We start from the raw sequence: 24,444 nt of genomic DNA on the forward strand, positions 1-24,444 counted from the left end.
AAGTCTTTTTATTAAATTTTGACCACTATATATAGATATAATAAGAATTTAGAAACACTAAATTATATAGTAGAAATTAATTTACAGCTTATTGTGGATTAATTATTTTGTTTATTTTATTTTAAATCTTTTAAGCCTTAAAGCATTTGTTACCACAGATACTGAGCTAAGACTCATTGCAGCTCCTGCTATCATAGGATTTAATAAAGGTCCTCCAAATATGTGAAGTATTCCCATAGCAATTGGAATACCTATTATATTATATCCAAATGCCCAAAATAGATTTTCTTTTATATTTCTTATAGTACTCTTACTTAATTTTAATGCAGTTATTACATCCATTAAATCACTTTTCATAAGAACAATATCTGCAGATTCTATTGCAATATCTGTCCCTGAACCTATAGCTATACCTATATCTGCTTGTGCTAATGCTGGGGCATCATTTATGCCGTCGCCAACCATTGCAACTTTTTTACCATATTTTTGGAGTTTTTTAATTTCACTTGCTTTATCCTCTGGTAAAACTTCTGCTAAAATTTTATCTATTCCTACTTCTTTTCCTATAGCTTCAGCCGTTTTTTTATTATCTCCAGTTATCATAACAGTTTCAATTCCCATATTATGGAGAATTTCTATTGCCTTTTTACTATTTTCTTTTATAGTATCAGCAACAGCTATAATACCTGCTATATTATTATTTATAGCTATATACATTGGAGTTTTTCCTTCTTTAGCAAGTTTATTAGATTTTTCTTCTAAGTTTTTTAATGATATATTTCTTTCTTCCATAAATTTTTTATTTCCAGCTAAAATTTCTTTATCATCTATTCTAACTTCAATTCCACCACCTGGTACTGCTTTAAAAAAGTCAATTTTTTTAAAATCTATATATCTTTCTTTAGCAAATTTAACAATAGCTTCACCAAGTGGATGTTCAGAAGCTTTTTCTGCAGATGCAGCTATTTGAAGCAATTCATTTTCTGTTATACTTTCTGTAGTAATTATATCTGTAACCTTAGGCTTTCCTTCTGTAATAGTGCCAGTTTTATCAAACACTATAGTTCCTATCTTATGAACAGTTTCTAACGCTTCACCACTTTTTATTAAAATACCATATTCTGCACCTTTACCTGTTGCAACCATAATTGCTGTTGGTGTTGCAAGGCCTAAAGCACAAGGACATGCAATTACCAAAACAGATATAAAAATTGTAAGTGAAAATAATATTGATTCTTTGCCAATAAAATACCATGCTAATCCTGATATAACCGCTAATAACATAACTATTGGAACAAAATATCCTGAAATAATATCTGCAAGCTTTGCAATAGGAGCTTTAGAGCCTTGAGCATCTTCTACTAATCTTATAATTTGAGAAAGGACTGTATCTTTCCCAATTTTAGATGCTCTATATTTTATGGTTCCATTTTTATTTATACTTGCTCCAATAACTTTATCTCCAACATTTTTTTCTACTGGAATACTTTCACCTGTCAGCATTGATTCATCTACAGAAGTATTTCCTTCTATAACTTCACCATCTACTGGTATCTTTTCTCCAGGCTTAACTATTATTAAATCTCCTACTCTTACTTCATCTATATTAATTTCTATTTCTTTTCCATCTCTTATAACTATAGCTGTTTTAGGAGCAAGTCCCATAAGTTTTTTAATAGCTTCTGAAGTTTTTCCTTTAGAAACAGCTTCTAAGTACTTACCAAGAGTTATTAAAGTAATAATAACTGCCGCTGATTCAAAATATAAATCTTTAGCATAATGTGTATTTCCTTTAAAAATCATAATAACTGCAAATATTCCATAAAAAACTGCAGCAGATGTTCCTATTGCAATAAGTGAATCCATATTAGGATTTCTTTTTATTAAAGTTTTAAACCCTATTTTATAATATTTATTACCAGCAATCACTACAGGTATAACTAAAATCAATTGTAATAAAGCAAAAGTTTTTGGATTAATCATAGGATCTATAAAAGAAGGTAAAGGAAACCCTATCATATGTCCCATAGATATATAAAGTAGCGGAATTGTAAATATTAAAGATATAATAAATTTATTAAATATAAGTTTAATTTCTTTTTCTTTTTTTCTATCATCTAAATCTTCTGTACTTTCTTCTAAGGCTTTATATCCAGCTTTTTCTATAACTCTTTTTATATCTGAAACTTCTACCTTTGAAGGATCATATTTTATATTTAATTTTTCTGATGCTAAGTTTACATTAGACTCTATAACTCCGTCAAGCTTTTTAGTAACTCTTTCAACTGTTTTGGCACAAGCAGCACAAGTCATTCCTTCTATTTTGAATATTTTATTCATTTTTTCACCTCTATTTTTGAATAACTTTTTCTAAAATATTTATTATTTCTTCTATCTTTTCATCACCATTGTCATTTTTAATAGCCTCTTTAACACAATGATGTAAATGCTGTTTTAAAATAAGAATATTAGCTTTTTTTAAAAGAGCTTGTGCTGCAATTATCTGATTAGATACATCTATACAATATCTTCCTTCTTCAAGCATTTTAATTATACCTTCAATTTGTCCTTTACATGTTTTTAAAGATTGTAATGCTTTTTTTTGTTCTTCATTCATAATAAGACCTCCTAACCCCTCCCGTATGGGGGGTGTATATTAATTGTAATATTAACTTAAAATAAATTCAAGTATTTTAATAATTTTTTAATAAATAATTTAAAAGCCATACATAAAAAGGCTTCCCCTTATTTATATATGACTTTTAAATTTCTTTAAAATATTTAATCTAAATTCTCTACTCTAATTACGTTATCTATTTGCTTTACGACTTTTAAATCTTTAATTTTATTTAAAGCATTATTTAATTTTTCTTCTAATGTTTGATGGGTAAATATAACAATATATACATATCCCTCATCTACAACTTTAGATTTTTGTATAAATGAAGATATACTTACTCCTTCTTCTCCTAAAATAGTAGATATTTGTCCAAGTACACCTGGATCATCTTTTACAGTTATTCTTAAATAATATTCAGATGATACCTCTTTAATATCTACAACATTTTTTTCTATATTGTATGTATAAGTATTATTAAATCTGTTATTTCTTAAAGTAGAAATTATATCTCCAACAACTGCACTACCTGTTGGGAGTTCTCCAGCTCCTTTACCATAAAGCATTAAATTACCTACAGCATTTCCCTTTAATAAAATTGCATTATATGAATTATTTACATTTGCAAGTGGATGATTAGAAGGTATCATAGTAAGATGAACTCTAAGTTCAAGATTTTCATCTACATTTTTTGCAATTCCTAAAAGCTTTATAACATATCCAAATTCTCTTGCGTATTCTACATCAACAGAACTTATTTTTGTTATTCCTTCTCTATAAACTTTATTTATATCAACATTAGTTTCATAAGCCAATTTCGTTAATATAGCCAATTTATATGCAGCATCAAATCCTTCAATATCAGAAGTTGGATCTGCTTCTGCATATCCCTTTTCTTGTGCCTTTTTTAATGCATCTTGAAAATCCATTTTTTCAGATGTCATCTTTGTTAGTATATAGTTTGTTGTTCCGTTTATTATTCCAATTATTTCTTTTATTTTATTTCCTGTAAGGCTTTCTTTAATTACATTTATAATAGGAATTCCACCAGCAACACTAGCTTCAAAATTAACAATTACCTCTTTTTCTTCTGCTTTTTTAAATATTTCTTCTCCATGTGTAGCTATTAAAAGCTTGTTAGCTGTAACTATATGTTTTCTTTTATTTATTGAATTTAGTATATATTCCCTAGCCGGCTCAATTCCACCCATAACTTCAACAACAATTTTTATATCATCATCATTTAATATATCATCTATATCTGTAGTTAAAATTTCTTTTGGTATATTTATTCCTCTATCTTTATTTTTATCTTTAACTAAAACTTTAGCTATTTCTATTTTGCATCCTGCTCTTTTTATTATTTCTTCATTATTCATGTTTAATATGTTCCATACACCCTTGCCTACATTGCCTAAACCTAAAAGAGCAATTTTGACACTTTCCATAATTTTTATCCCCTTTCAAACTTAATTTTCAAAAGCTTTGTATATAGCTCTTACAGCTTTTTCAAAATCATCATTTTCTACTCCAACTATAATATTTATTTCACTTGAACCTTGATCAATCATTCTTATATTTATATCTGCTTTTGCAAGACTTAAAAGTACTTTTGCTGCAACTCCCTTTGTTCTAATCATTCCTTTACCTACTGTAGCAATTAAAGCCATATTAGGATAAACTTCAACTGAATCTGGTTTACACTGCTTTTTTATTTCTTCTATTATATCATCTAATTTATCTTTTATTTGATTTTCTTCTATTACAAGTGAAACAGTGTCAATACCTGAAGGCATATTTTCAAATGAAATACAATTGTGTTCTAATATAGAAAGTACCTTTCTGCAAAAACCTCTTTCTTGGTTCATGAGAATTTTTTGTATAGCAATTACAACAAACCCTTTTTTACCAGCAACACCTGTTATTGTACCGCTGTAATCTTTTATATCTGCATCATCAGGCACTATAAGTGTCCCTTTATCTTCAGGCCTGTTAGTATTTTTTATATTTATAGGAATACATACATCTCTAATTGGAAATATACTTTCTTCATGAAGCACTTTTGCTCCCATATATGAAAGTTCCCTTAATTCTTTATATGTTACAACTTCTATAGATTTAGGATTTTCCACAATATTAGGGTCTGCCATTAAAAGACCTGATACATCCGTCCAATTTTCGTACATTTTTGCATCTAAGCATCTTGCAAGTATTGAACCTGTGATATCTGATCCGCCTCTTGAAAAAGTCTTAATATCACCATTTGGCATAGATCCATAAAATCCTGGTACAACTGCTCTTTCTATATTTTTCATTTTTTCGCAAATAAGTTTTTGAGTACTTTCTAAATCTAATAACCCATTATTCTTAAATTTAATAATTTCTGCAGCATCTACAAATTCATATCCTAGGTATTTTGCAAGTATTAACCCGTTTAAATACTCCCCTCTACTTGCTGCATAGTCTGCCGATGCGCCATTTGTAATATTTTCCTTAACTTCATTTAGATATTTACTTATATCCATATTTATATTTAATTCATTAACTAAACCTTTAAATCTTTCTTCTATTATTTCAAAAACATCTTCAAATGGAATATCATTGTTTACATGTTGATAACAAAGATATAATAAATCTGTAACTTTATAGTCTTTACTAAACCTTTTTCCTGGTGCAGAAGGAACTATATATCTTCTTTCTTTGTTTGCAAAGACTATATTTTTAACCTTTTGAAATTGATCACTATCTGCTAATGAACTTCCACCAAATTTAGCTACAACTACATTTCTCATTTTCATACTCCTAACATAATAAAATCTATTTTATAATAACTGTCCCTTTATTATCTATTTTTAATGGTACTACATTCCACTTATATTTTAATTTGTCTAAATAATTTTTAATTTTTTCATAAAAGTCTAAATTATCATTTTCAAGCATAACCATTATAGTAGGCCCTGCTCCACTTAAAAATACTGCTAAACTTCCAAGCTCACTACATTTTGATTTTATATCGTAAAAATCATGTATAAATTTAGCTCTATAATCTTCATGCAGAGAGTCTTTACATGCGTACTTTAATAAATCTAATTCTCCATTATTTAAAGCACTTATCATAAGTGCAACTCTTCCTACATTATAAACACCTTTTTTATAATCTATTGTATTTGGTAAAGCCTCCCTAGCTTCTTCTGTTGATAAAGTAAATTCAGGAATAAGTGCACAAAATTTTATATCTTTATTAATATTTACTTTGCTGTATATTATTTTTTCATCTTCTAATATAGAAACTACTATACCACCTAAAATAGCAGGTGCAATATTATCTGGATGTCCTTCTATTTCTGTTGCTATTTCTAAAAGCTCTCTTTCACTTAAAACATTGCCTGAAATCTCATTTGCAGCAAAAATACCTGCTGCAATACATGCAGCACTGCTTCCTAATCCTCTTGATACAGGTATACTGCTTTCTATTATTATTTTTATGCCTTTAATTTTATATCCTGTTTTTTTAAAGCATTTTTCCATAGATACATATATAAGGTTATCTTTATTTTTAAATTTATCATCACAACCTTCAATAATAAGGCCTTCTTCAATTTCTTCAAAAAAATATCTGTTATACATATTTAAAGATACACCTAAGCAATCAAAACCCGGCCCCATATTAGCACTTGTTGCAGGAACTCTAACTTCAAACATAAATTCCACCTACACTCCTAAAAACATTGATATAACTTTTTTAAGTTCATCTTTTTTGCATACTGTAGTATGTTTAATCTCTTTTTTATATAAATCTTTTATACTTGAAGGTATTTGTAAATTAAATTTATTAGATAATTCATTAATCATTTCACAATCTAAACTATCTTTGTTTGTAAAATTTAATGCGTCATTAATACTTCTTGGAAATTTAAATGGACTTGCAGTCGATGCTATAATAGTAATATTTTCATCTCCTGTTTCTTTCTTATATTTTTCATAAACAAAATAAGCAACAGCTGTATGAGGATCTATAACATAATTTGAGTTTTTGTAAACTTTGTTTATTGCAGATAAAGTTTCATCCTCATTAGCATATCCTCCATATAAAATCTTCATTCTTTGTTTCATAGCATCTGTTATTTCATATTTCCCTTTTTCCATTAAATCTTTCATATATTTTCTTACAATATCGCTATTTTCTTCACTTATTTCATATAAAAATCTCTCTAAATTACTTGAAATTAAAATATCCATTGAAGGAGAATTGGTAACAAAAAAATCTCTATTACAATCATATATACCACTGTTTATAAAATCAGTGAGTACATTATTTTTATTTGAAGCACATATTAATTTGCCTATAGGAATTCCCATTTTTTTAGCATAGTAAGCTGCTAATATGTTACCAAAATTTCCTGTAGGTACAGCTACATTAATAAATTCTCCATCTTTTATTTTATTTTCTGATAAAAGTTTAACATAGGCATATACATAATATACAATCTGAGGAACTAACCTTCCTATGTTAATTGAATTTGCTGAAGAGAGCATATATCCATTTTCGTTTAATATATTATTATAATCAATATCTGTAAAAATCTTCTTTACAGCACTTTGTGCATCATCAAAATTTCCTTCAATACCTACAACAAATGTATTATCTCCTTCTTGAGTAATCATTTGTCTTTCTTGAATATCACTAACTCCATATTTGGGATAAAATACAGCAACCTTTGTTCCATCAACATTTGCAAATCCTTCTAATGCTGCTTTGCCTGTATCTCCAGATGTTGCAGTTAAAATAACTATCTCTTTATCTATTCCATTTTTCTTTGCTGCTGTTTTCATAAAATATGGAAGTATACTTAATGCCATATCTTTAAAAGCTAGTGTTCTTCCATGATATAACTCTAAAAAATATACTCCAGATTTATAAGTTATAGGTACTATATCTTTGCTTTCAAATTTTTCATTATATGCATTGCGTATACAGTAATCTAATTCCTCATCAGTAAAATCTGTTAAAAATTTTTTCATTACATAAAAAGCTATTTCTTGATATGTCATTTTAGAAAGTTCATTAAATGGTTTGTCTATTTTAGGAAATTCAGTTGGTACAAATAGTCCTCCATCTTCTGATATTCCCTTTATTATTGCCTTTGATGCAGTTATTAAATTTCCTCCACCCCTTGTGCTTTTATACAACAAAGCTATCACCTTCTTTTATAAAATTTATTTATTGCTGCATATAATTTTTGTATTAAATTTGTAATTATTGCCAAAAATTATATATAAACAATGATTTTTCTTTAAGATTTTCCTGCAATTTCTTGATTTTTGATTTGCACTACTTTAAAAAATATTTTTTTGCACAATTATTGCTATTATAATACTAATATAAATACTTATACTGTTGTTGTAATTTTAACACATTCATAATTTTCTGTAAATCTCATTTTTATATTTTATGAAATTTCATTTTTATTATAATGCAAAACAGTCAGTTAATATATTAACTGACTGTTTTTTAACATTATTTCAATTATGTTAAGTTTGGCCAATAGTCTTTATTAGCTTCTATTAATGCATTTAAAATTTTTCTAGCTTTTTTAGCATCTACAATTGTTCTATTTAATGTTAATGCTTGTAATGCTTTTTCATAAGAACATTCAAAATACGCATCTACAGTAAGCTTCTCATAAGCTAATTGCTGTTCCATCATACCTTTATAGAAAGTTCCAATTTTTCCCACTGCAAATGGTCTTGGACCATTTATTCCTAAAGTAGCTGCTACTTCAACCATAGCATCATCTTGAATATTTGATATTATTCCATTATTTTCAGTAATAATTATATAAATTTTGTTTTTATTAAAAGCTATAGACTCAGCTACTTCAACAATCATATCACCATGTGCATCATTATGAACTACTGAAGAATTTTGTGCTGTTCCTAAATTGGCAACACGACGACATTCTTCAAATACACGCTTTTCACGTCCATCCATAACTTCATTAGCACGAGTATAATTGGGATTTAGCTTTTTTGTCTTATACTCTGGATAATAATAATATTGAAGATACGTATTTGGTAAATAATCTGGGAAATCAGTCAACATATCTTTAACAGTTGCATATGTGTCTAGCCAAGATTTATCCCTTTGTTCTGCATCTACTGGAATAAATCCTCTTTCTCTTACAATATCCTTAATAGCAGGCACTAAATCGTTTCCTTCTTTATCATAAAGATGCATAAACCATCCAAAATGATTTAATCCAAAATAAACTGGTTCAAATTCATATGGATCTCTACCTAATAAACGTCCATATGAACGTAATAAATTTACTGGTTGATCACATATATTTAATATCTTTTTATCATTTGGAAATTCTCTATTTAAAGCTTCTGCTACAATTGCTGCAGGATTTGTATAATTTAATATCCATGCATCTTTTGAATAACTTCGAACATCATTAACTAATTGAATCATATCTTTAATGGACCTCATTCCATAGGCAAATCCACCTGCTCCACAAGTTTCTTGACCTAATACCCCAAAACTTAGCGGAATTTTTTCATCTTTTTCTCTCATCTTATATCCACCAGTTCTCATTTGGCAAAAAACAAAATCTTTATTTTTAAAAGCAATTTCCTTATCTGTTGTGTATTCAAAATTTAATTCAGGATATTTTTCTTTAAATAAAACCTTTGCAAATTCACCTATAATTTCTTGACGTTCAGCATTTATGTCATACATAACCAAACTCGCTAAAGGAAATTCATTTTTCTTTTTACATAAACTTTGAAGTAATCCAGGAGTCCAAGTACTTCCTCCTCCAACAATTACAATATTATATTTTTTCATTTCCTTATCTCCTTTTGTTTTATTTCATTTGTTTTAAGCTATATATATAATCATCAACTAAATTTCTAATTTTAGTAATTCTTCCACCATAAACAATGTGAATTGTGTTTTTATCTGGAGTAACAATTCCGTTTGGTTTTGTCTTGTTTATTAAATCACGATTAACTTTCGAACCATCTTTTAATTCAACACGTAAACGTGAAATACAATTATCTACATCTAATATATTCTCTAATCCGCCTAAACCCTCAATTATATTTTTAGCTATATCATGATCACTTCCAGTTAAGCTTTTTGAAATTTCAGCTTCTTCTTCTGAATCTATAAAATCAGTTTCTTTTCTTCCAAGAGTCATTACATTAAACTTAGAAATTATAAAACTATATGCAAAATAGTACATTGCAAAGAAAATTGGCCCTAAGAATAAATAGATATACCATTTTGTTTGGGCTCCTTGAAGAACTCCAAATACAAGCCAATCAATTATACCACCCTGTATATTACCTATAGCAGCATTAAAGATTGCAGGAACTAAGAAAGCAAGGCCTGCGAATATAGCATTAACAATCCATAATATTGGTGATATAAATATAAATGTAAATTCAATTGGTTCTGTAATACCTGTTAAAATAACAGCTGTTAAACCTGCAATATAAAATTTTAATACTTTATCTCTTTTTTCAGGCAATGCTCTGCGATAAATTGCATATACTGCAGCTGGCATACCAAATACCATATGAAGAATTTTTCCTTGTGCTAAAAATTGAGTAGCATTTGTTGAAAATGGCAAATTATTTTCAAGCTGATAAAGATATATTTGTAAAGCACCAACTAAATTTTTACCATTTATAGTCTCAACTCCACCTAAAGCAGTAAATCTAAAAGTTTGATTTAAAATATGGTGTAATCCAGTAGGATTAATAATTTTTTCTGTAAATCCATATAAAAATACTCCAAATAAACCTGTTTGGCTTATTAATTTTCCAGCAGCTACTATTAATGAATTAATTGCTGGCCAAATAAACGTAAGAAGCATACCAACTATAACCATTATTAAAGCTGATATAATTGGAACAAATCTCTTCCCACTATAAAAAGATAATGATGGATGTAATTCTGTATTTCTAAATTTATTATGAATTACAACTGCTAATATACCAGCTAATATACCTCCAATAACGTTTGTGTTATAAACAAATATACCAAGAGTGTTTGTAAATAAAGAGTTAGTTAACGTAGCATCAACTTGACTCATCCCTTTATTTTTCATTAAAAAATCAATTGCAGTTGTTGCTGGTGTTAAATCTTTTATACTTAATATATAATTCATACCAAGAAGCAATGCTATATAACCTACTGCAGCAGAATAAACTGCAACTTCTTTATCACGTTTTACCATTCCTAAAGGAATTGCCAGGGCAAATAATAATGGAAGATAAGTAAATGGGAGTCCTGCTACTTTACGTATAAGTCCTATAAAAATTTGCAGATTCTTTGATCCTAAAAATGGTATCATTTTTATAATATTTGCATTTTGAAGAGCCGATGACAAACCTAAAAAAATTGCCATAAAAGACAGTAAAGAAATAGGAAACAGCAATGATTTACCAAAGCTTTGAAAATTTTTTTTAAAATTTTTCATTTAATCTACCCCTTTTTATAAATTTTAATGTTTATATTTACTTTTATAATTTCTACACATATTTTTTAATCTTTTATTTATACTCTTTTAATAATAATGTTTAAAATTTCTTGCGACTTAACTTTGTAAGAATTAATTTTTTTTATAGGTTGTTCTAATGGTGTAGCTAAATAAGATTCTTTAGGCAATATAATAAATATATCTTTTTGTGTTGGATTAAACATACGTATAAATAAATCATTGGTAGTTTCTGTAAGCTTTAATGCACTTATTACACATCCTTTTAAATCTAAATTGAGGTTTGTCTTAATTTGTTTAGAAATTTTAGGATCATTTATATTAAAACGGTTAAATTCTTTTAATTGATATCCTGCAATCGGTGTTAAAAACTCTTTAGCAGTAAATGCTTTATTATATTCCATTCCATTAAAACTAAAAGCAAAATCAAAAGTAAATTGCTGATCTTGAAGCTGGTTATCAGGAGTTTCAATTTCAATTCCAGAAGGTCTTCCAGGGCGATTTATAAGATTTTTCTTTCCAAGATGAGAAAAAGTTCTAAACAAAGTAATATATATTTTTTTATCTATAACTTCATATTCTTTTAATCCTTTAGAAAATATAACAGCTTGATTATTTTTATCTTCTAAAGCAACATATGATTGAAAAGTTTCTATTGAAACAGGTTTCTCTGCCCATTTTTCTTTTTCCCAAACTTCAAGTTCATTATGAAAATATACAGGTTTTTTTACTGAACATAAATGTGAATCTACTTCAACAATATCTGAAGCAATATTTGTATTAAATACGAGACGATATCTTGTATCCTTAACTTTATTTGTATGATTAATCTTAACATAAACCTTTGGATCTTCTTTATAAAGAGTAAGTTTTATTTGAAAATTTACTAAAATAGTTTTCTTTCCATTTTCTCTTTCTTGAATATCCTTAGGAACAAGATAATTAAGTTCACATCTTAATTCTTCAAGTTGACTGCTTTTAATTGAGTAAATGTTTTTAATTATAACATCTTTATAATTTATTAATAAATCTTTATATGGTGGCGAATAATCATAACTATCTCCAGCATCACCACTATTTTCTATAGAAATAACATTTTCCACAATACATCCAGTTATTTTATTTTTTAGAATTATGGTGTTATTTCTAATTCTTATTTCATAAAACTCATTTTCAATAAATTCATCTTTAATTTTATTTATAATTTTTTGTCCTTCAACTTCTCTGTATTTAAAATATCTAATACTTAAACCGTCTATTTTATCTATTTTAACTTTCACTTTACTTTTATAAAGCTTTATATCCAAAAGCCTCGCAGCAACTTGTCTATCTATAAATCCAGCATCTATAATCTCCTGTTCAAGAAGTGCATATTCCAATATATTATGTTTTTCATCTAAAATTTCAAAATTACTAGTTCTCGTAATCATTTCAATTTCTACAAATTCATTTTTTCTCTGATAAGGAAGAAAATTATATATTGTTATTGTTTTTTCTTCATTTTTCTTATTTGCTAAAGATATTAATCTCATATAAAGTTCAATTTGAGTATCAATTATTTCTTTAACATTTAACAATCTTTGCTTTATATCCCTATTTACAGCATCTGAATTACATCCTCCAATACTGTCATGAGCATGAGCACTAAAAAGCAATTTATAACATTTAAAAAGTAATTCATGTGGATACTCTATATTTAAATATGTCCCCAATATTGCTAACGGTTCTAAAATATTATATAGTTTATATTCTAATTCTGTATTAAGAAGTTTAATATCCATTCTAGTTGAAGTAATAGTTTTATGAATTCTTGAATGTTTACTATGAGTAAGTTCACCTGTAACTATCTCTAAATCAGCATCTTTTAATTTATGAGCATAACTTTCAAAATCACTTATGCTGATTTTATCTTTAGGATATATTTTTTTTAAATGTTCTATTATAAAATGTATATCCTTTTGAATAGGCATTTGATCATGGCCATTCATAATTAATCTAAGATTAGTTGCAGAGTAATTGTCTAAAGTTTTCATTATCTTTTCCATGCGTATTTTTAGTTTTTCATAATTGTTTTCTAGGTATTTTGCACCTTGATATCCAGTTGCAAGATTAATTCCATATATTCGGCTCCCATCAACTCCTTCCCAAATAAAATCTGATTTAGAGGCTTTCAGCTCACTAAATCCCCTCCAAAAAAATGTACTTTCAATTCCAAATTGTTTATATATTTGAGGCATCTGACTGGAATGACCAAAAGTATCAGGTGCATAACCTACTTTCATAACTTCCCCATATTTCATAGCTGTAGTTATTCCATAATATAAATTACGAATTATTGATTCTCCATTAACAATAAGTAAATCTGTTTGAGTATACCAAGGTCCTATTCTAAGTTGTTTAGATTTTACTAATTTTTTAATACGCATCTCCCACTTTGGAGCAAATTCTAAAAAATCATCTATAATAATACTTTGGCCATCTAAAATATATATTACATCAGGATTTTCTTCTAAAAATTCTATTACTTCTTGTAAATGATTTTTTAACAATACTTGTGTTTCATCTTTTGTAAAATACCATTCACGATCCCAATGTGTATGCATAATTATTCTAATATCTCTTTGCATTATCATTCTCCTAACTTTTTGAAATCGTTTCTATAATTATTATACTAAATTTTATTTCTAGTTTGTGTCCAACCTTATGGATAATTATCCAAAAAAAGCACAGTACAATAAATGTTGTACTGTGCTTAATAAGTATTAATTTTTATAAAATTTCAGCTATTCTATCAATAAGTTCATTTACCATAATAATCATGTGAAGCTGCTGCTCTCTAGATATATCATCAAGTTTATCAATACTAACTTCATGATAAAAAACATCATCTGCTATTTGAAAAAGAGTGCTATCTTTTTTAGTAATAGCTAATATATACGTACCACTTTCTTTAGCATTTTTAACAACTTGAAGTATTCTAAGAGTTTCCCCTGAACTAGAAAAAACTATAAGTTTGTAATCACGAAAATGAATAAGCATATTTTCTTCACTTATAAGTATGGCTGGAATGCCTAAATACAATAATTGTCTATGAAAATATTGAGCAGAAATATTTGAAGCACCAAGGCCATATACCATAACCTTTATATTTCTATCTTTAAAATGTTTTATAATATTCATCGAACTATCAAAATTTATTCTTTCTAAAAAAAATTCTGTTTTATTTACATATCTCTGCCCTCTAGCATTCATAAGCTGCAGATCTTCTTTTATAGCATATTTTAATTCACTAAACCCATTAAAGCCTAATATTTTACAAGCTCTATTAATAGTTGCTTGAGATGTATAACTTTGTTCGCTTAACTCTAAAACAGTCATTTGAGGAATTTTATCAAAATGCTTTTGTAAATAATCAAGAACGGATTCTTCACTTTTTGAAATTTTATCAGCAAATCTTCTCTCTTTTAATTTATGAATAACTTTATATTTCATAATTTTCCCTCTTTATATAAATTTTTATATTGATAATTTATTCTATGCTTTTTAATATACTATATTTTTTATTATAATATAATTTTTATTAATTTTATTTTAAATACATCATATATTAATTAATATATGATAATAAATAATTGAAAGTTATATTGATAAATTTAGTTGATAAATTTAATAGTAGAAGGAAAAATGTATTACTTTATTTTATAAAAATAAATAAGAGCAAATTCTTAATTTGTCTACTTTTTAATATATTTATAGACATGAAAATTAAATATAGTCTAGTAAAATAATACTAATAAGATCAAAAAAATATCTTTTATTCTTAAAAGAAAATGTTATTATTTTACTAGACTACTGTATTAAACTTTAGATATTTATAATTATAATTAAATTAATTTTTTTAGCTCTTTTGCAGCTAATGTTATATTTTCTTTTCCTAATATACTTGAAATAACAGATATTCCATCAATATTAGCAGGCTTTAATAATTTTACATTATTAGTATTTATTCCTCCTATAGCAACAACAGGAATAGAAATATTTTCTTTTATTTCTTTTAATGCCTCTATCGAAACTGCTTGTGCATCACTTTTAGTAGAAGTAGGAAATATAGCTCCAACTCCAATATAATTTGCTCCATCCTTTTCTGCTTTTTTAGCTTCTTTCAAGTTTCTTGCAGAAACACCTAATATTTTATTTTCTCCTAAAAGTTTTCTAGCTATTTTAGCTGGTATATCTTCCTGCCCTATATGAAGCCCTGCAGAATCTACCGCCAACGCAATATCTAATCTATCATTAATAATTAAAGGGATATTATATTTATCTGTAATTTGCTTAAGCTTTACGGCAATATTGTAAAAATCTAGAGAATATATATTTTTTTCTCTAAGTTGAACTAATGTAACTCCACCTTTTATGCTTTCTTCTACAGCAGTATAAATATCTTTATTTTTTAATACATCTCTATCTGTAACAAGATAAAGTTTATAATCTACTTTAAAACTCATTTATTTTACCTCTCTTAATAATTATTTCTTCAGATAAATTATAAACCGCATCTATTATATTAACTTTTAACATACCGCTTCCTTCATATTCTTTATTTAAATTTTCGTAAGCAATTTCTCCTGCTATACCCATTGTAACAATTCCTGCTAAAGCCGCTAAAAGTTCATCTTCTTCTACTCCTAAATAAGAACCAATAAGAGATGAGCACATACATCCAGTACCTGTAACTTTAGACATCATCTTATGTCCATTTTCTACCGTGTAAAGAATTTTCCCATCTGTTATAATGTCAATATCTCCAGTAATTGCCACTACTGTATTAAATTTTTTAGCGGCCTCTTTTGCTAAATTTTTGTTTTCTAAAAGTTTATTGTTATCTTTAAATATAGTTTCTGAAGCATCTACTCCTTTAGTATTGCTTTTTAATCCATAAAGAGTTTTTATTTCTGATATATTTCCCTTAATTACTGATAATTTTATTTCATCTATAATTTTATTGGCTATTTTAGTCCTATAAGGTGTAGCTCCTGCACCAACAGGATCTAAAATAACAGGTATATTTAGTTCATTGGCTTTTTTACAAGCTTTAATCATAGACTCTACAGTTTTACTGTTTAATGTTCCTATATTAATAACAAGTGATGATGCCAAGCTCACCATATCAACAACTTCTTCAATTTCATCTGCCATAACTGGTGAAGCACCAACAGCAAGAGTAATGTTGGCACAGTCATTAACTGTAACATAATTTGTTATATGATGTACTAGGGGATTTTTTTCTTTTAATTTACATAATAATTTTGCAATTTTTTCGCATGTTTCCATTTTATAAAAACCTCCCAATTAATAAATAAAATAGACCTTTACAAAATTTTAATCCATTGAATTTAAAGACTTCCAAATACTAATATAGATGTTTTTCCCTCCACTTTTTAATCAAAACTGTATCAATTTATATAGGGAATTCACCATAAGCCTTTAAATACTGTACTACCATTTTGCAATCGTCTAAATAAATAAAAATATATTAAAACTATATTATACCTGCTTTTTTATATAATTCATAAAAGTGATGCGTAGGACCAACACCATGTCCAATATCTAAAGAATGTTCTATTGCTATTGTTATATATTCTTTTGCTCTTTTAACTGCATCATTTATTTTATATTCAAGAGCTAAATTTGCGGCTATAGCTGAAGACAATGTGCATCCAGTACCATGGGTATTTTTTGTTTGTATTCTTTTAGAAAATAGACATGTAATATCCTTCCCATCATAAAGTACATCTACTGCATCACCTTCCATATGTCCTCCTTTTAAAAGTACATTTTTGCACCCTAATTTATAAATTTCTTTTGCTGCGCTTTTCATATCTTCAATTGTTTTTATTGAAATTTTTTCTGCATTTATCTCTTTTAAAATTTCACACGCCTCTGGTATATTAGGAGTAATAAGAAAAGCTTGAGAAATTAATTTTTTAATTAAAGCACTTTTTGCCTCTGGATTTAATAATGCATATCCACTTTTTGATATCATTACAGGATCTAAAACAACGTTTTTTGCTTTATATTGCTGAAGCTTTTGAGCAATAGCCTCAATTGTTGTAATCTTAGAAACCATACCAATTTTAACTGCATCTACTTCTATATCTGTAAAAATAGCATCAATTTGAGATTTAATAATAGACTCATTTATATCTTGAACTGCAAAAACGCCTTGAGTATTTTGTGCTGTTACTGCAGTTATAACACTCATTCCATATACACCATTTGCACTAAAAGTTTTTAAATCCGCCTGTATTCCAGCTCCTCCACAGCTATCAGATCCAGCAATTGTAAGTACATTTTTCACTTTTTATCATCTCCTTACAAATTTATTGAATTATAGTTTTTAGAATTTATTATAATTGTAAAAATGTGTTTTTATAATTTATATCATTTTATTAATTGTATTTTTTAGATTATAAACTACTTTTTCGGCATTTTCTGATTCCATTACAGAAGACATAACTGCAATTCCATCCGCACCACACTTTAATACTTCCTTAACATTATTTTCATTTACTCCTCCTATAGCTATAACAGGTATTGTTAAAACACTACATATATTTTCTAAAAATGTTATACCTCTACCTGGTACACCTTTTTTACAAGAAGTATTATATATATGCCCTGCGATAACATAATCAGCGCCTTTATTTTCTACAGCAATGCCTTCTTCCAAAGAATGTATTGAAACTCCTAATAATTTATTATACTGTTTATCAAAATTCATAAAACTTTCATAACTTAAATGAATACCTGCAGTTTGCGATATTTTTCCTACTTTATAACTTTCATTAATTATTAAAGGTATATTTCCGTCCATATATTCCAATATTTTTATTGTAATTTCATAAAGTTCTTTTTCAGATAAATCTTTTTCTCTTAAAATAATAGCGTCAGCTCCACCTTTAATAGAAGATTTTATTTTATCTTCTAAGCTTCCGTTTTTAATTAATTTTCTGTTTGTGACAACATAAAGTTTTTTACTCATACTACATCACATTCTCCCAATCTTTGAAAATAGCGCAATAGCCTTTTGATTCAAGCATAGCTTTAATTTCCTCTACAGATCTTTTATCAGAAACTTCAAATTGAGCTTCTCCAGTATCTTCAATAGATGTAGAATGCCCACCAACTGCTGTTGATACTCCTGCAGACATTTTTGTAACCCCTAATGGTATTAAATTGTCTCTTAACTTAGCACTTTCTCTTGTTGTTATATTTATTCCAGCTCTAGGTAGAAATAATTTAAAAGCTAACATTATTTGTACCATATTTTTGTCAGTTATCTCTTGTATGTCATTAAAACTTCCAGCATGGGGTCTTATCCTTGGAACAGACATACTCATCTCCATATGTGGAAAGTTATCTTCTATGTACTTAGCATGAAGTCCTGAAAAAAAAGCTTCTTTTCTCCAATCTGAAAGTCCATATAAAGCACCTACTCCAAGTGTTCTTATTCCTGCCCTGCAAGCTCTTTCAGGTGTTTCAATTCTAAATTTGAAATCCTTTTTAGGACCAGATAAGTGAACTTTATCATATATATCCATATCATAAGTTTCTTGATATATGGTTAGTCCATCTACTCCACATTCTACAAGTTCTATATATTCTTTTTCTTCAAGAGGATATATTTCTATAGTTATAGAGCTAAAATATTTTTTTAAAATTTTTACGCTATCTTTTATATAAGATATAGGACTATGGAAACGTGATTCTCCTGTAAGAAGCATTACATGTTTAAGCCCAGTAGCTTGTATATTTTTTGCTTCTTCTTCCAATTCTTCAAGAGTTAATTTTTTTCTCTTAATTTTATTTTCAACATTATAACCACAGTAACTGCATTTATTTACACAATAATTTGAAATATATATTGGGGTATATAAAAGTACTGCCTTACCAAAATTATTTAAAGATTGTTTATGCACCTTTTGAGCCATAATTTCTATAAAGTTTTCTGCAGCTGGAGATAAAAGACATAAAAAATCTTCATTATTTAAATAATTTTTGCTTAGCACATTTATTATTTTATCTTCAGTAACAGTATCTAAAAAATTCTTAAAGTCAAAGTTTTGAAGTTCTCTACATATATCATAAAAACTCATATTATCACTTCCTATCTTAAAAAACCTGTTAATGGTGAAGAAGCATCTGCATAAAGTTTTTGTACTCCAATGCCTGAAATATATGCTTTTCTTCCTGCCTCTACTGAAAGTTTAAATGCCTCTGCCATAATAACAGGATCTCCTGCAGTGGCTAAAGCAGTGTTTATTAATACTGCAGAAGCCCCCATTTCCATAGCTTTTGCTGCATCTGACGGTTTACCTATTCCTGCATCTACTATAATTGGAACTTTTATTTCTTCTATAAGAATTTTAATCATTTCTTTTGTTCTAATACCTCTATTTGTACCAATAGGTGCTCCAAGAGGCATAACTGCAGCTGCTCCTGCATCTACCATTCTCCTTGCATCCATTAAATCTGGATTCATATATGGAAGTACTACAAAACCTTCCTTTGCAAGAATTTCTGTTGCTTTTATAGTTTCATAATTATCAGGAAGAAGGTATTTGTTATCTGAAATTATTTCAATTTTTATCCAATTACCACATCCAGCTGCTTTTGCTAGTCTTGCTAGTCTAACTGCTTCTTGTGCATTTCTTGCTCCTGAAGTATTAGGCATTATAATACATTCTTTATCTATATAATTTAAAATATTTTCTTCTTCTGATTCAAAATCTACTCTCCTTATTGCAGCAGTAACAACTTGAGCACCGCTTGATTTTATAATATCAGGAATAATTTTATTCGTTGAATACTTACCCGTACCTATAAAAAGTCTGCTTTTTATCTCTCTGCCACCTATAACTAATTTATCCATATAATTAATTTTCCTCCCCTATTATTAATCTAACAGCTATATTAGCCTGATGATTAGCTGCAACTGCTACTCTTGGTGCCATAAGGCCTAAACCTTCTTTAGCCTCTGATTTCATATCTCCTACAATATAAAAGTTTTCTTTTACTCGTCTAGTTACTATGGTATTGGCTGTATAATGGCCTGCCACTCCAGATGCAGCAATTATCTTTTTATCTTTCATCTTAGTTATTACAGTATTAACAATCATTGACTTACAAATTGGATCATCAAAAGCTTCTATTATAATATCCACATTCTTAAAAATTTTTTGAACACTATTTTCATCTAAATATGTGTCAAAACTTTCTACATCTACAAAAGGATTGCAATCTTTTAAAATTTCCTTCATTGCTTCTGTTTTTTTCATACCTATATGTTTTACAAAATAATACTGCCTATTTAAATTGCTTGCCTCTACAACATCAAAATCAACAATAACTAGTTTACCTACACCCATTCTTGTAAGTGATACAGCTACATTTGAGCCAAGACCTCCAAGACCTGCTATTCCTACTTTTGCCTTTTTTAATTTTTCATGTATATAAGGAGTATGTCTGGAAACCATTAATGTTTCCAGTTCCTCTTTTTTAGGTATTTCTCCTTTTTTTATTAAAGCTACTTTATCAAAAGGTTTTAAATGTATATCTTTATTTACAGGAAATCCATTATAAATTATAATATCTGCATCCTTTTTATATTTTTCTTTTATTTGAAATATTGTTGAATAGTTTTCTACTTCTAATATTTTTTCATTTATGTATATCTGCATTTAACCTCCTCCTACAAATCTTATTATTTCTACCTTTGAGTAGCTATATAGTTTTTTTTGTGAATATTCATCTTTAGGTATAATATCCATATCTACTTCTACCACTACTCTATCAGAATGAATATTAAGATTTTCAAGCAATTCTTTAACTGTTATGCTATCTTTAAAATTCATTTCTTTACCATTTACTATCACTCTTACACCTCCCTTTTTTTAAAGTTAAAAATACTACATATTTAAATTTTCATTATTAAGAACTTTTTTCATAGTTCTTACAGCACACATTTTTCCACACATAGTGCAGCTATCTGTATGTTCTGGTAGAGATTCTTCTCTATATCTTCTAGCCTTTTCTTCATCAATTGATAATTCAAACATCTTTTCCCAATCTAATTCTGCCCTTGCCTTACTCATAGCATTGTCCCATTCAATTGCTCCTTTAATTCCTTTGGCAATATCTGCAGCATGAGCTGCTATTTTTGAAGCAATTATACCTTCCTTCATATCTTCAACATTAGGTAATCTTAAATGTTCAGCTGGTGTAACATAACAAAGAAAATCAGCTCCATTAGCTGCTGCTATAGCTCCTCCTATTGCTGATGTTATGTGGTCATAGCCTGGAGCAATATCTGTTACTAATGGACCTAAAACATAAAAAGGAGCTCCATGACATAATTTTTTTTCAAGAATCATATTAGCTTGAATTTCATTTATAGGCATATGACCTGGTCCTTCTATCATAACTTGTACATTTCTTTCCCAAGCTCTTTTTGTAAGTTCGCCTAATACAATAAGTTCTTTTATTTGTGATGCATCAGTAGCATCTTTTATTGAACCTGGTCTACAAGCATCTCCTAGTGATATTGTTATATCATATTTTTCACATATATCTAAAAGCCTGTCATAGTACTCATAAAATGGATTTTCAGCTTTATTTAATTCCATCCAAGCAAATAAAAGTGAACCACCTCTTGAAACTATATTGGTAAGTCTTTTATTTCTTTTAAATGTTTCCGCTGTTTCTCTATTTAATCCAGCATGTATTGTTATAAAATCTACACCATCTTCTCCATGCTTTTCTACAACTTTAAAAAATTCATCTACAGTTATATCTTTTAGTTCTTTTTCATAAAATCCAATAGCGTCATATACAGGAACTGTTCCTAACATAGCTGTGGACATATTTATTATTTTTTTTCTTAAATCTTCTGTCTTTCCATAGTTTGATAAATCCATTATTGCTTCAGCTTTCATATCTAAAGCAATTTTAACCTTATCTAATTCTTTTTCCATGTTACAGCAATCTTTTGATATACCCAAATTTACATTTATCTTCGTTCTAAGTCCTTGTCCAATACCTTCAGGGCTTAAAGTTTTATGATTTTTATTTGCTGGTATTACAACCTTCCCTTCTGCTATTAAATTTCTAAGTTCTTCAACTTTCATTTTTTCTTTTTCTGCAACTATTCTCATTTCTTCTGTAATTATACCTTTTTTAGCTGCATCCATTTGTGTTGTGTAATTCATTACTATCACTCCTTAAAAAATAATAAAAACAGCCTTATGCTAAAGTTGCGTAAGGCTGTTTTTATTATTTAAATACTATATGTAATAAAAAAAACTTGCAAAAGCAAGCTCTGTGTTTAAAAACAGACCTCTCGCTTCCCTACGGTGGTTCTAACCACATCAGGTTCATAGAGTTAGGATTTCTCCTTCTCAGCCTTACGGCACCCCTAGCAAGTGGATTAAATATTTTATTTTCTATAATTATACATTATATTTGTATATTTGTAAAATATTTTTTAAAGAATAAAATATTCTACTATTTAAAATTGTTTTAGAAGATTAGTCATTTCAATTGCAGTAACTGCTGCATCATATCCTTTATTTCCACCTTTTGTTCCTGCTCTTTCAATTGCCTGATCTATTGTATCGGTTGTAAGCACCCCAAATATTATAGGAGTTTCTGTTTCTAATGACACATTAGCAATCCCTTTTGATACTTCACTTGATACATAATCAAAATGAGGTGTGGCACCTCTAATAACTGCACCTAAGCATATAATTGCATCATATTTATTAGATTTAGCTAATTTCTTTGCAGTTAATGGAATTTCAAATGCTCCAGGTACCCAAATTATCTCAATATCATCTTCTAACGCTCCATGACGTTTTAAAGCATCTAAAGCTCCTGACAAAAGCTTACTTCCAATAAATTCGTTAAATCTTCCTATAACAATTCCAAATTTTAATCCTTGAGATATTAATTTTCCTTCATATACTTTCATTTATTTTCCTCCTCATAAATTTTTACTATTATTTAATCTTGCTTTAGACTATTTAAATTACTGCAATTGCTTTTTTCATTAAAATTTAATATATGTCCAAGTTTTTGTTTTTTTGTTTTTAAATAAAATTCATTTTTTTCATTATGATTCATTTGTATTGGTATTCTTTGAACAACTTCTATACCATATCCAGAAAGTCCTGATATTTTTTTAGGATTATTAGTCATAAGTCTTAACTTTTTAACCCCAAGGTCTACTAAAATTTGTGCGCCAATTCCATAATCTCTCATATCGGCAGGAAAACCTAATGCTAAATTAGCTTCTACAGTATCCATGCCTTTATCTTGAAGTGCATATGCCTTAATTTTATTTATAAGTCCTATACCTCTTCCCTCTTGTCTCATATAAAGAAGAATACCTCTCCCTTCTTCTTCTATTTTTTTCATAGCTTCAGAAAGTTGTTCTCCACAATCACACCTTAATGATCCAAATGCATCTCCTGTAAGACATTCCGAATGAATTCTTATAAGTACAGGTTCTCCATTTGAAATATCTCCCTTAACTAAAGCAATATGATGCTCACCATTTAAAGTGTTTTCATACCCAATAATTTTAAATTCACCATATTTTGTAGGCATTTTAGCTTCAGTAACTCTCTTTACACATTTTTCATTCTTTATTCTATAAGCAATTAAATCTGCAATTGTAATAATTTTAAGATTATGTTCTTTAGCATACTCAATAAGTTTAGGAGTTCTAGCCATAGTTCCATCTTCATTCATTATTTCACATATAACCCCTGCTGGATATAATCCTGAAATTTTAGCTAAATCTACCGCTGCTTCAGTATGTCCTGCTCTTTTAAGTACTCCACCTTCTTTTGCTTCAAGAGGGAAAACATGTCCCGGCCTTCTAAAGTCTTCTTCTGAAGAATTTAAATCTAAAACCTTTTGTATTGTAAAAGCCCTCTCAAAAGCAGAAATACCTGTATCTGTATAAGCAGCATCTATTGATACTGTAAATGCAGTACAGTGAGATTCTGTATTATGTTCTACCATAGGAGGGATATTTAGTTTTCTTAATCTTTCTCCTATAATAGGCATACAAATAAGTCCTCTGCCATATTTAGCCATAAAGTTAATAGCTTCTGGAGTAACTTTTTCTGCAGCCATTAATAAATCTCCCTCGTTTTCTCTATCTTCATCATCTATTACAATTACCATTTTACCTTCTTTAATATCTTCAATTGCTTCTTCAATTGTGTTAAATTTATACATAATTTATCCTCC

21 protein-coding genes and 1 riboswitch are annotated in these 24,444 nt (G+C 28.1%); all 21 genes read right to left on the bottom strand.

All coding sequences use genetic code 11. The features are described 5' to 3' along the window. Nucleotides 1-111 precede the first annotated feature (111 nt). Nucleotides 112-2,340, bottom strand: coding sequence for a heavy metal translocating P-type ATPase (locus B5D11_RS01505; RefSeq protein WP_078681274.1), 2,229 nt, complete (start codon nucleotides 2,338-2,340; stop codon nucleotides 112-114). A gap of 10 nt (nucleotides 2,341-2,350) precedes the next feature. Further along, nucleotides 2,351-2,617: a metal-sensing transcriptional repressor gene (locus B5D11_RS01510; protein ID WP_078681275.1), complete on the bottom strand. Its 267-nt coding sequence runs from the start codon at nucleotides 2,615-2,617 to the stop codon at nucleotides 2,351-2,353. 164 nt (nucleotides 2,618-2,781) lie between these two features. After that, a complete protein-coding gene (locus tag B5D11_RS01515) occupies nucleotides 2,782-4,065 on the bottom strand; it encodes a homoserine dehydrogenase (protein ID WP_078681276.1) in 1,284 nt (427 codons plus the stop codon). Between the two features lie 21 nt (nucleotides 4,066-4,086). After that, nucleotides 4,087-5,409 (bottom strand): aspartate kinase, encoded by a 1,323-nt coding sequence (locus B5D11_RS01520; protein ID WP_078681277.1) that lies wholly within the window; start codon nucleotides 5,407-5,409, stop codon nucleotides 4,087-4,089. A 25-nt stretch (nucleotides 5,410-5,434) separates the two neighbouring features. After that, nucleotides 5,435-6,319 carry a homoserine kinase gene (gene thrB / locus B5D11_RS01525; protein ID WP_078681278.1) on the bottom strand — a complete coding sequence of 295 codons (885 nt, stop codon included), beginning with the start codon at nucleotides 6,317-6,319 and terminating at the stop codon, nucleotides 5,435-5,437. A 9-nt stretch (nucleotides 6,320-6,328) separates the two neighbouring features. Further along, entirely contained in the window at nucleotides 6,329-7,810 is a 1,482-nt protein-coding gene (gene thrC / locus B5D11_RS01530) for a threonine synthase (RefSeq protein WP_078681279.1), read from the bottom strand. 334 nt (nucleotides 7,811-8,144) lie between these two features. Beyond that, nucleotides 8,145-9,467, bottom strand: coding sequence for a 6-phospho-alpha-glucosidase (locus B5D11_RS01535; protein ID WP_078681280.1), 1,323 nt, complete (start codon nucleotides 9,465-9,467; stop codon nucleotides 8,145-8,147). Between the two features lie 19 nt (nucleotides 9,468-9,486). Then, a complete protein-coding gene (locus B5D11_RS01540; RefSeq protein WP_078681281.1) occupies nucleotides 9,487-11,109 on the bottom strand; it encodes a PTS transporter subunit EIIC in 1,623 nt (540 codons plus the stop codon). Between the two features lie 77 nt (nucleotides 11,110-11,186). Beyond that, entirely contained in the window at nucleotides 11,187-13,754 is a 2,568-nt protein-coding gene (locus B5D11_RS01545) for a glycoside hydrolase family 38 N-terminal domain-containing protein (protein ID WP_180376930.1), read from the bottom strand. Nucleotides 13,755-13,896: 142 nt separating this feature from the next. After that, nucleotides 13,897-14,619, bottom strand: a complete 723-nt coding sequence (locus B5D11_RS01550; protein ID WP_078681283.1) for a MurR/RpiR family transcriptional regulator — start codon at nucleotides 14,617-14,619, stop codon at nucleotides 13,897-13,899. Nucleotides 14,620-15,011: 392 nt separating this feature from the next. Further along, on the bottom strand, nucleotides 15,012-15,632 hold the full coding sequence (gene thiE / locus B5D11_RS01555) for a thiamine phosphate synthase (RefSeq protein ID WP_078681284.1): 621 nt from the start codon (nucleotides 15,630-15,632) through the stop codon (nucleotides 15,012-15,014). Then, nucleotides 15,622-16,458, bottom strand: coding sequence for a hydroxyethylthiazole kinase (gene thiM, locus B5D11_RS01560; RefSeq protein ID WP_078681285.1), 837 nt, complete (start codon nucleotides 16,456-16,458; stop codon nucleotides 15,622-15,624). The genes thiE and thiM overlap by 11 nt, the downstream gene beginning before the upstream one ends. 208 nt (nucleotides 16,459-16,666) lie before the next feature. Further along, the gene (gene thiD / locus B5D11_RS01565; RefSeq protein ID WP_078681286.1) at nucleotides 16,667-17,485 is read right to left on the bottom strand and encodes a bifunctional hydroxymethylpyrimidine kinase/phosphomethylpyrimidine kinase; all 819 of its coding nucleotides are present in this window, start codon (nucleotides 17,483-17,485) and stop codon (nucleotides 16,667-16,669) included. 78 nt (nucleotides 17,486-17,563) lie between these two features. Further along, nucleotides 17,564-18,169 carry a thiamine phosphate synthase gene (locus tag B5D11_RS01570; protein ID WP_078681287.1) on the bottom strand — a complete coding sequence of 202 codons (606 nt, stop codon included), beginning with the start codon at nucleotides 18,167-18,169 and terminating at the stop codon, nucleotides 17,564-17,566. 1 nt (nucleotide 18,170) lies between these two features. After that, nucleotides 18,171-19,283 (bottom strand): 2-iminoacetate synthase ThiH, encoded by a 1,113-nt coding sequence (gene thiH, locus B5D11_RS01575; protein ID WP_078681288.1) that lies wholly within the window; start codon nucleotides 19,281-19,283, stop codon nucleotides 18,171-18,173. Nucleotides 19,284-19,294: 11 nt separating this feature from the next. Then, a complete protein-coding gene (locus tag B5D11_RS01580) occupies nucleotides 19,295-20,059 on the bottom strand; it encodes a thiazole synthase (protein ID WP_078681289.1) in 765 nt (254 codons plus the stop codon). 4 nt (nucleotides 20,060-20,063) lie between these two features. Next, nucleotides 20,064-20,867 carry a sulfur carrier protein ThiS adenylyltransferase ThiF gene (gene thiF, locus B5D11_RS01585; protein WP_078681290.1) on the bottom strand — a complete coding sequence of 268 codons (804 nt, stop codon included), beginning with the start codon at nucleotides 20,865-20,867 and terminating at the stop codon, nucleotides 20,064-20,066. Continuing rightward, nucleotides 20,868-21,062: a sulfur carrier protein ThiS gene (thiS, locus tag B5D11_RS01590; protein ID WP_078681291.1), complete on the bottom strand. Its 195-nt coding sequence runs from the start codon at nucleotides 21,060-21,062 to the stop codon at nucleotides 20,868-20,870. Between the two features lie 33 nt (nucleotides 21,063-21,095). After that, entirely contained in the window at nucleotides 21,096-22,394 is a 1,299-nt protein-coding gene (gene thiC, locus B5D11_RS01595; RefSeq protein ID WP_078681292.1) for a phosphomethylpyrimidine synthase ThiC, read from the bottom strand. Nucleotides 22,395-22,513: 119 nt separating this feature from the next. After that, nucleotides 22,514-22,612, bottom strand: a riboswitch (TPP riboswitch). 81 nt (nucleotides 22,613-22,693) lie between these two features. Next, the gene (gene ribE, locus B5D11_RS01600; RefSeq protein WP_078681293.1) at nucleotides 22,694-23,155 is read right to left on the bottom strand and encodes a 6,7-dimethyl-8-ribityllumazine synthase; all 462 of its coding nucleotides are present in this window, start codon (nucleotides 23,153-23,155) and stop codon (nucleotides 22,694-22,696) included. Between the two features lie 32 nt (nucleotides 23,156-23,187). After that, entirely contained in the window at nucleotides 23,188-24,432 is a 1,245-nt protein-coding gene (locus tag B5D11_RS01605; protein WP_078681294.1) for a bifunctional 3,4-dihydroxy-2-butanone-4-phosphate synthase/GTP cyclohydrolase II, read from the bottom strand. Nucleotides 24,433-24,444: the final 12 nt, after the last annotated feature.

The organism is Clostridium sp. USBA 49 (genome assembly GCF_900167505.1).
In the GTDB taxonomy this organism is placed as follows: Bacteria; Bacillota; Clostridia; order Clostridiales; family Clostridiaceae; genus Clostridium_AT; species Clostridium_AT prolinivorans.

Bases quoted from the DNA above. Each gene is read 5' to 3' on its own strand.
- thiF (WP_078681290.1), bottom strand. From the start codon at position 20,867: ATGCAGATATACATAAATGAAAAAATATTAGAAGTAGAAAACTATTCA.
- B5D11_RS01570 (WP_078681287.1), bottom strand. From the start codon at position 18,169: ATGAGTAAAAAACTTTATGTTGTCACAAACAGAAAATTAATTAAAAAC.
- B5D11_RS01515 (WP_078681276.1), bottom strand. From the start codon at position 4,065: ATGGAAAGTGTCAAAATTGCTCTTTTAGGTTTAGGCAATGTAGGCAAG.
- B5D11_RS01535 (WP_078681280.1), bottom strand. From the start codon at position 9,467: ATGAAAAAATATAATATTGTAATTGTTGGAGGAGGAAGTACTTGGACT.
- B5D11_RS01550 (WP_078681283.1), bottom strand. From the start codon at position 14,619: ATGAAATATAAAGTTATTCATAAATTAAAAGAGAGAAGATTTGCTGAT.
- B5D11_RS01510 (WP_078681275.1), bottom strand. From the start codon at position 2,617: ATGAATGAAGAACAAAAAAAAGCATTACAATCTTTAAAAACATGTAAA.
- B5D11_RS01605 (WP_078681294.1), bottom strand. From the start codon at position 24,432: ATGTATAAATTTAACACAATTGAAGAAGCAATTGAAGATATTAAAGAA.
- thiH (WP_078681288.1), bottom strand. From the start codon at position 19,283: ATGAGTTTTTATGATATATGTAGAGAACTTCAAAACTTTGACTTTAAG.
- B5D11_RS01520 (WP_078681277.1), bottom strand. From the start codon at position 5,409: ATGAGAAATGTAGTTGTAGCTAAATTTGGTGGAAGTTCATTAGCAGAT.
- B5D11_RS01505 (WP_078681274.1), bottom strand. From the start codon at position 2,340: ATGAATAAAATATTCAAAATAGAAGGAATGACTTGTGCTGCTTGTGCC.
- ribE (WP_078681293.1), bottom strand. From the start codon at position 23,155: ATGAAAGTATATGAAGGAAAATTAATATCTCAAGGATTAAAATTTGGA.
- thiE (WP_078681284.1), bottom strand. From the start codon at position 15,632: ATGAGTTTTAAAGTAGATTATAAACTTTATCTTGTTACAGATAGAGAT.
- thrB (WP_078681278.1), bottom strand. From the start codon at position 6,319: ATGTTTGAAGTTAGAGTTCCTGCAACAAGTGCTAATATGGGGCCGGGT.
- B5D11_RS01540 (WP_078681281.1), bottom strand. From the start codon at position 11,109: ATGAAAAATTTTAAAAAAAATTTTCAAAGCTTTGGTAAATCATTGCTG.
- thiM (WP_078681285.1), bottom strand. From the start codon at position 16,458: ATGGAAACATGCGAAAAAATTGCAAAATTATTATGTAAATTAAAAGAA.
- thiC (WP_078681292.1), bottom strand. From the start codon at position 22,394: ATGAATTACACAACACAAATGGATGCAGCTAAAAAAGGTATAATTACA.
- B5D11_RS01545 (WP_180376930.1), bottom strand. From the start codon at position 13,754: ATGCAAAGAGATATTAGAATAATTATGCATACACATTGGGATCGTGAA.
- B5D11_RS01580 (WP_078681289.1), bottom strand. From the start codon at position 20,059: ATGGATAAATTAGTTATAGGTGGCAGAGAGATAAAAAGCAGACTTTTT.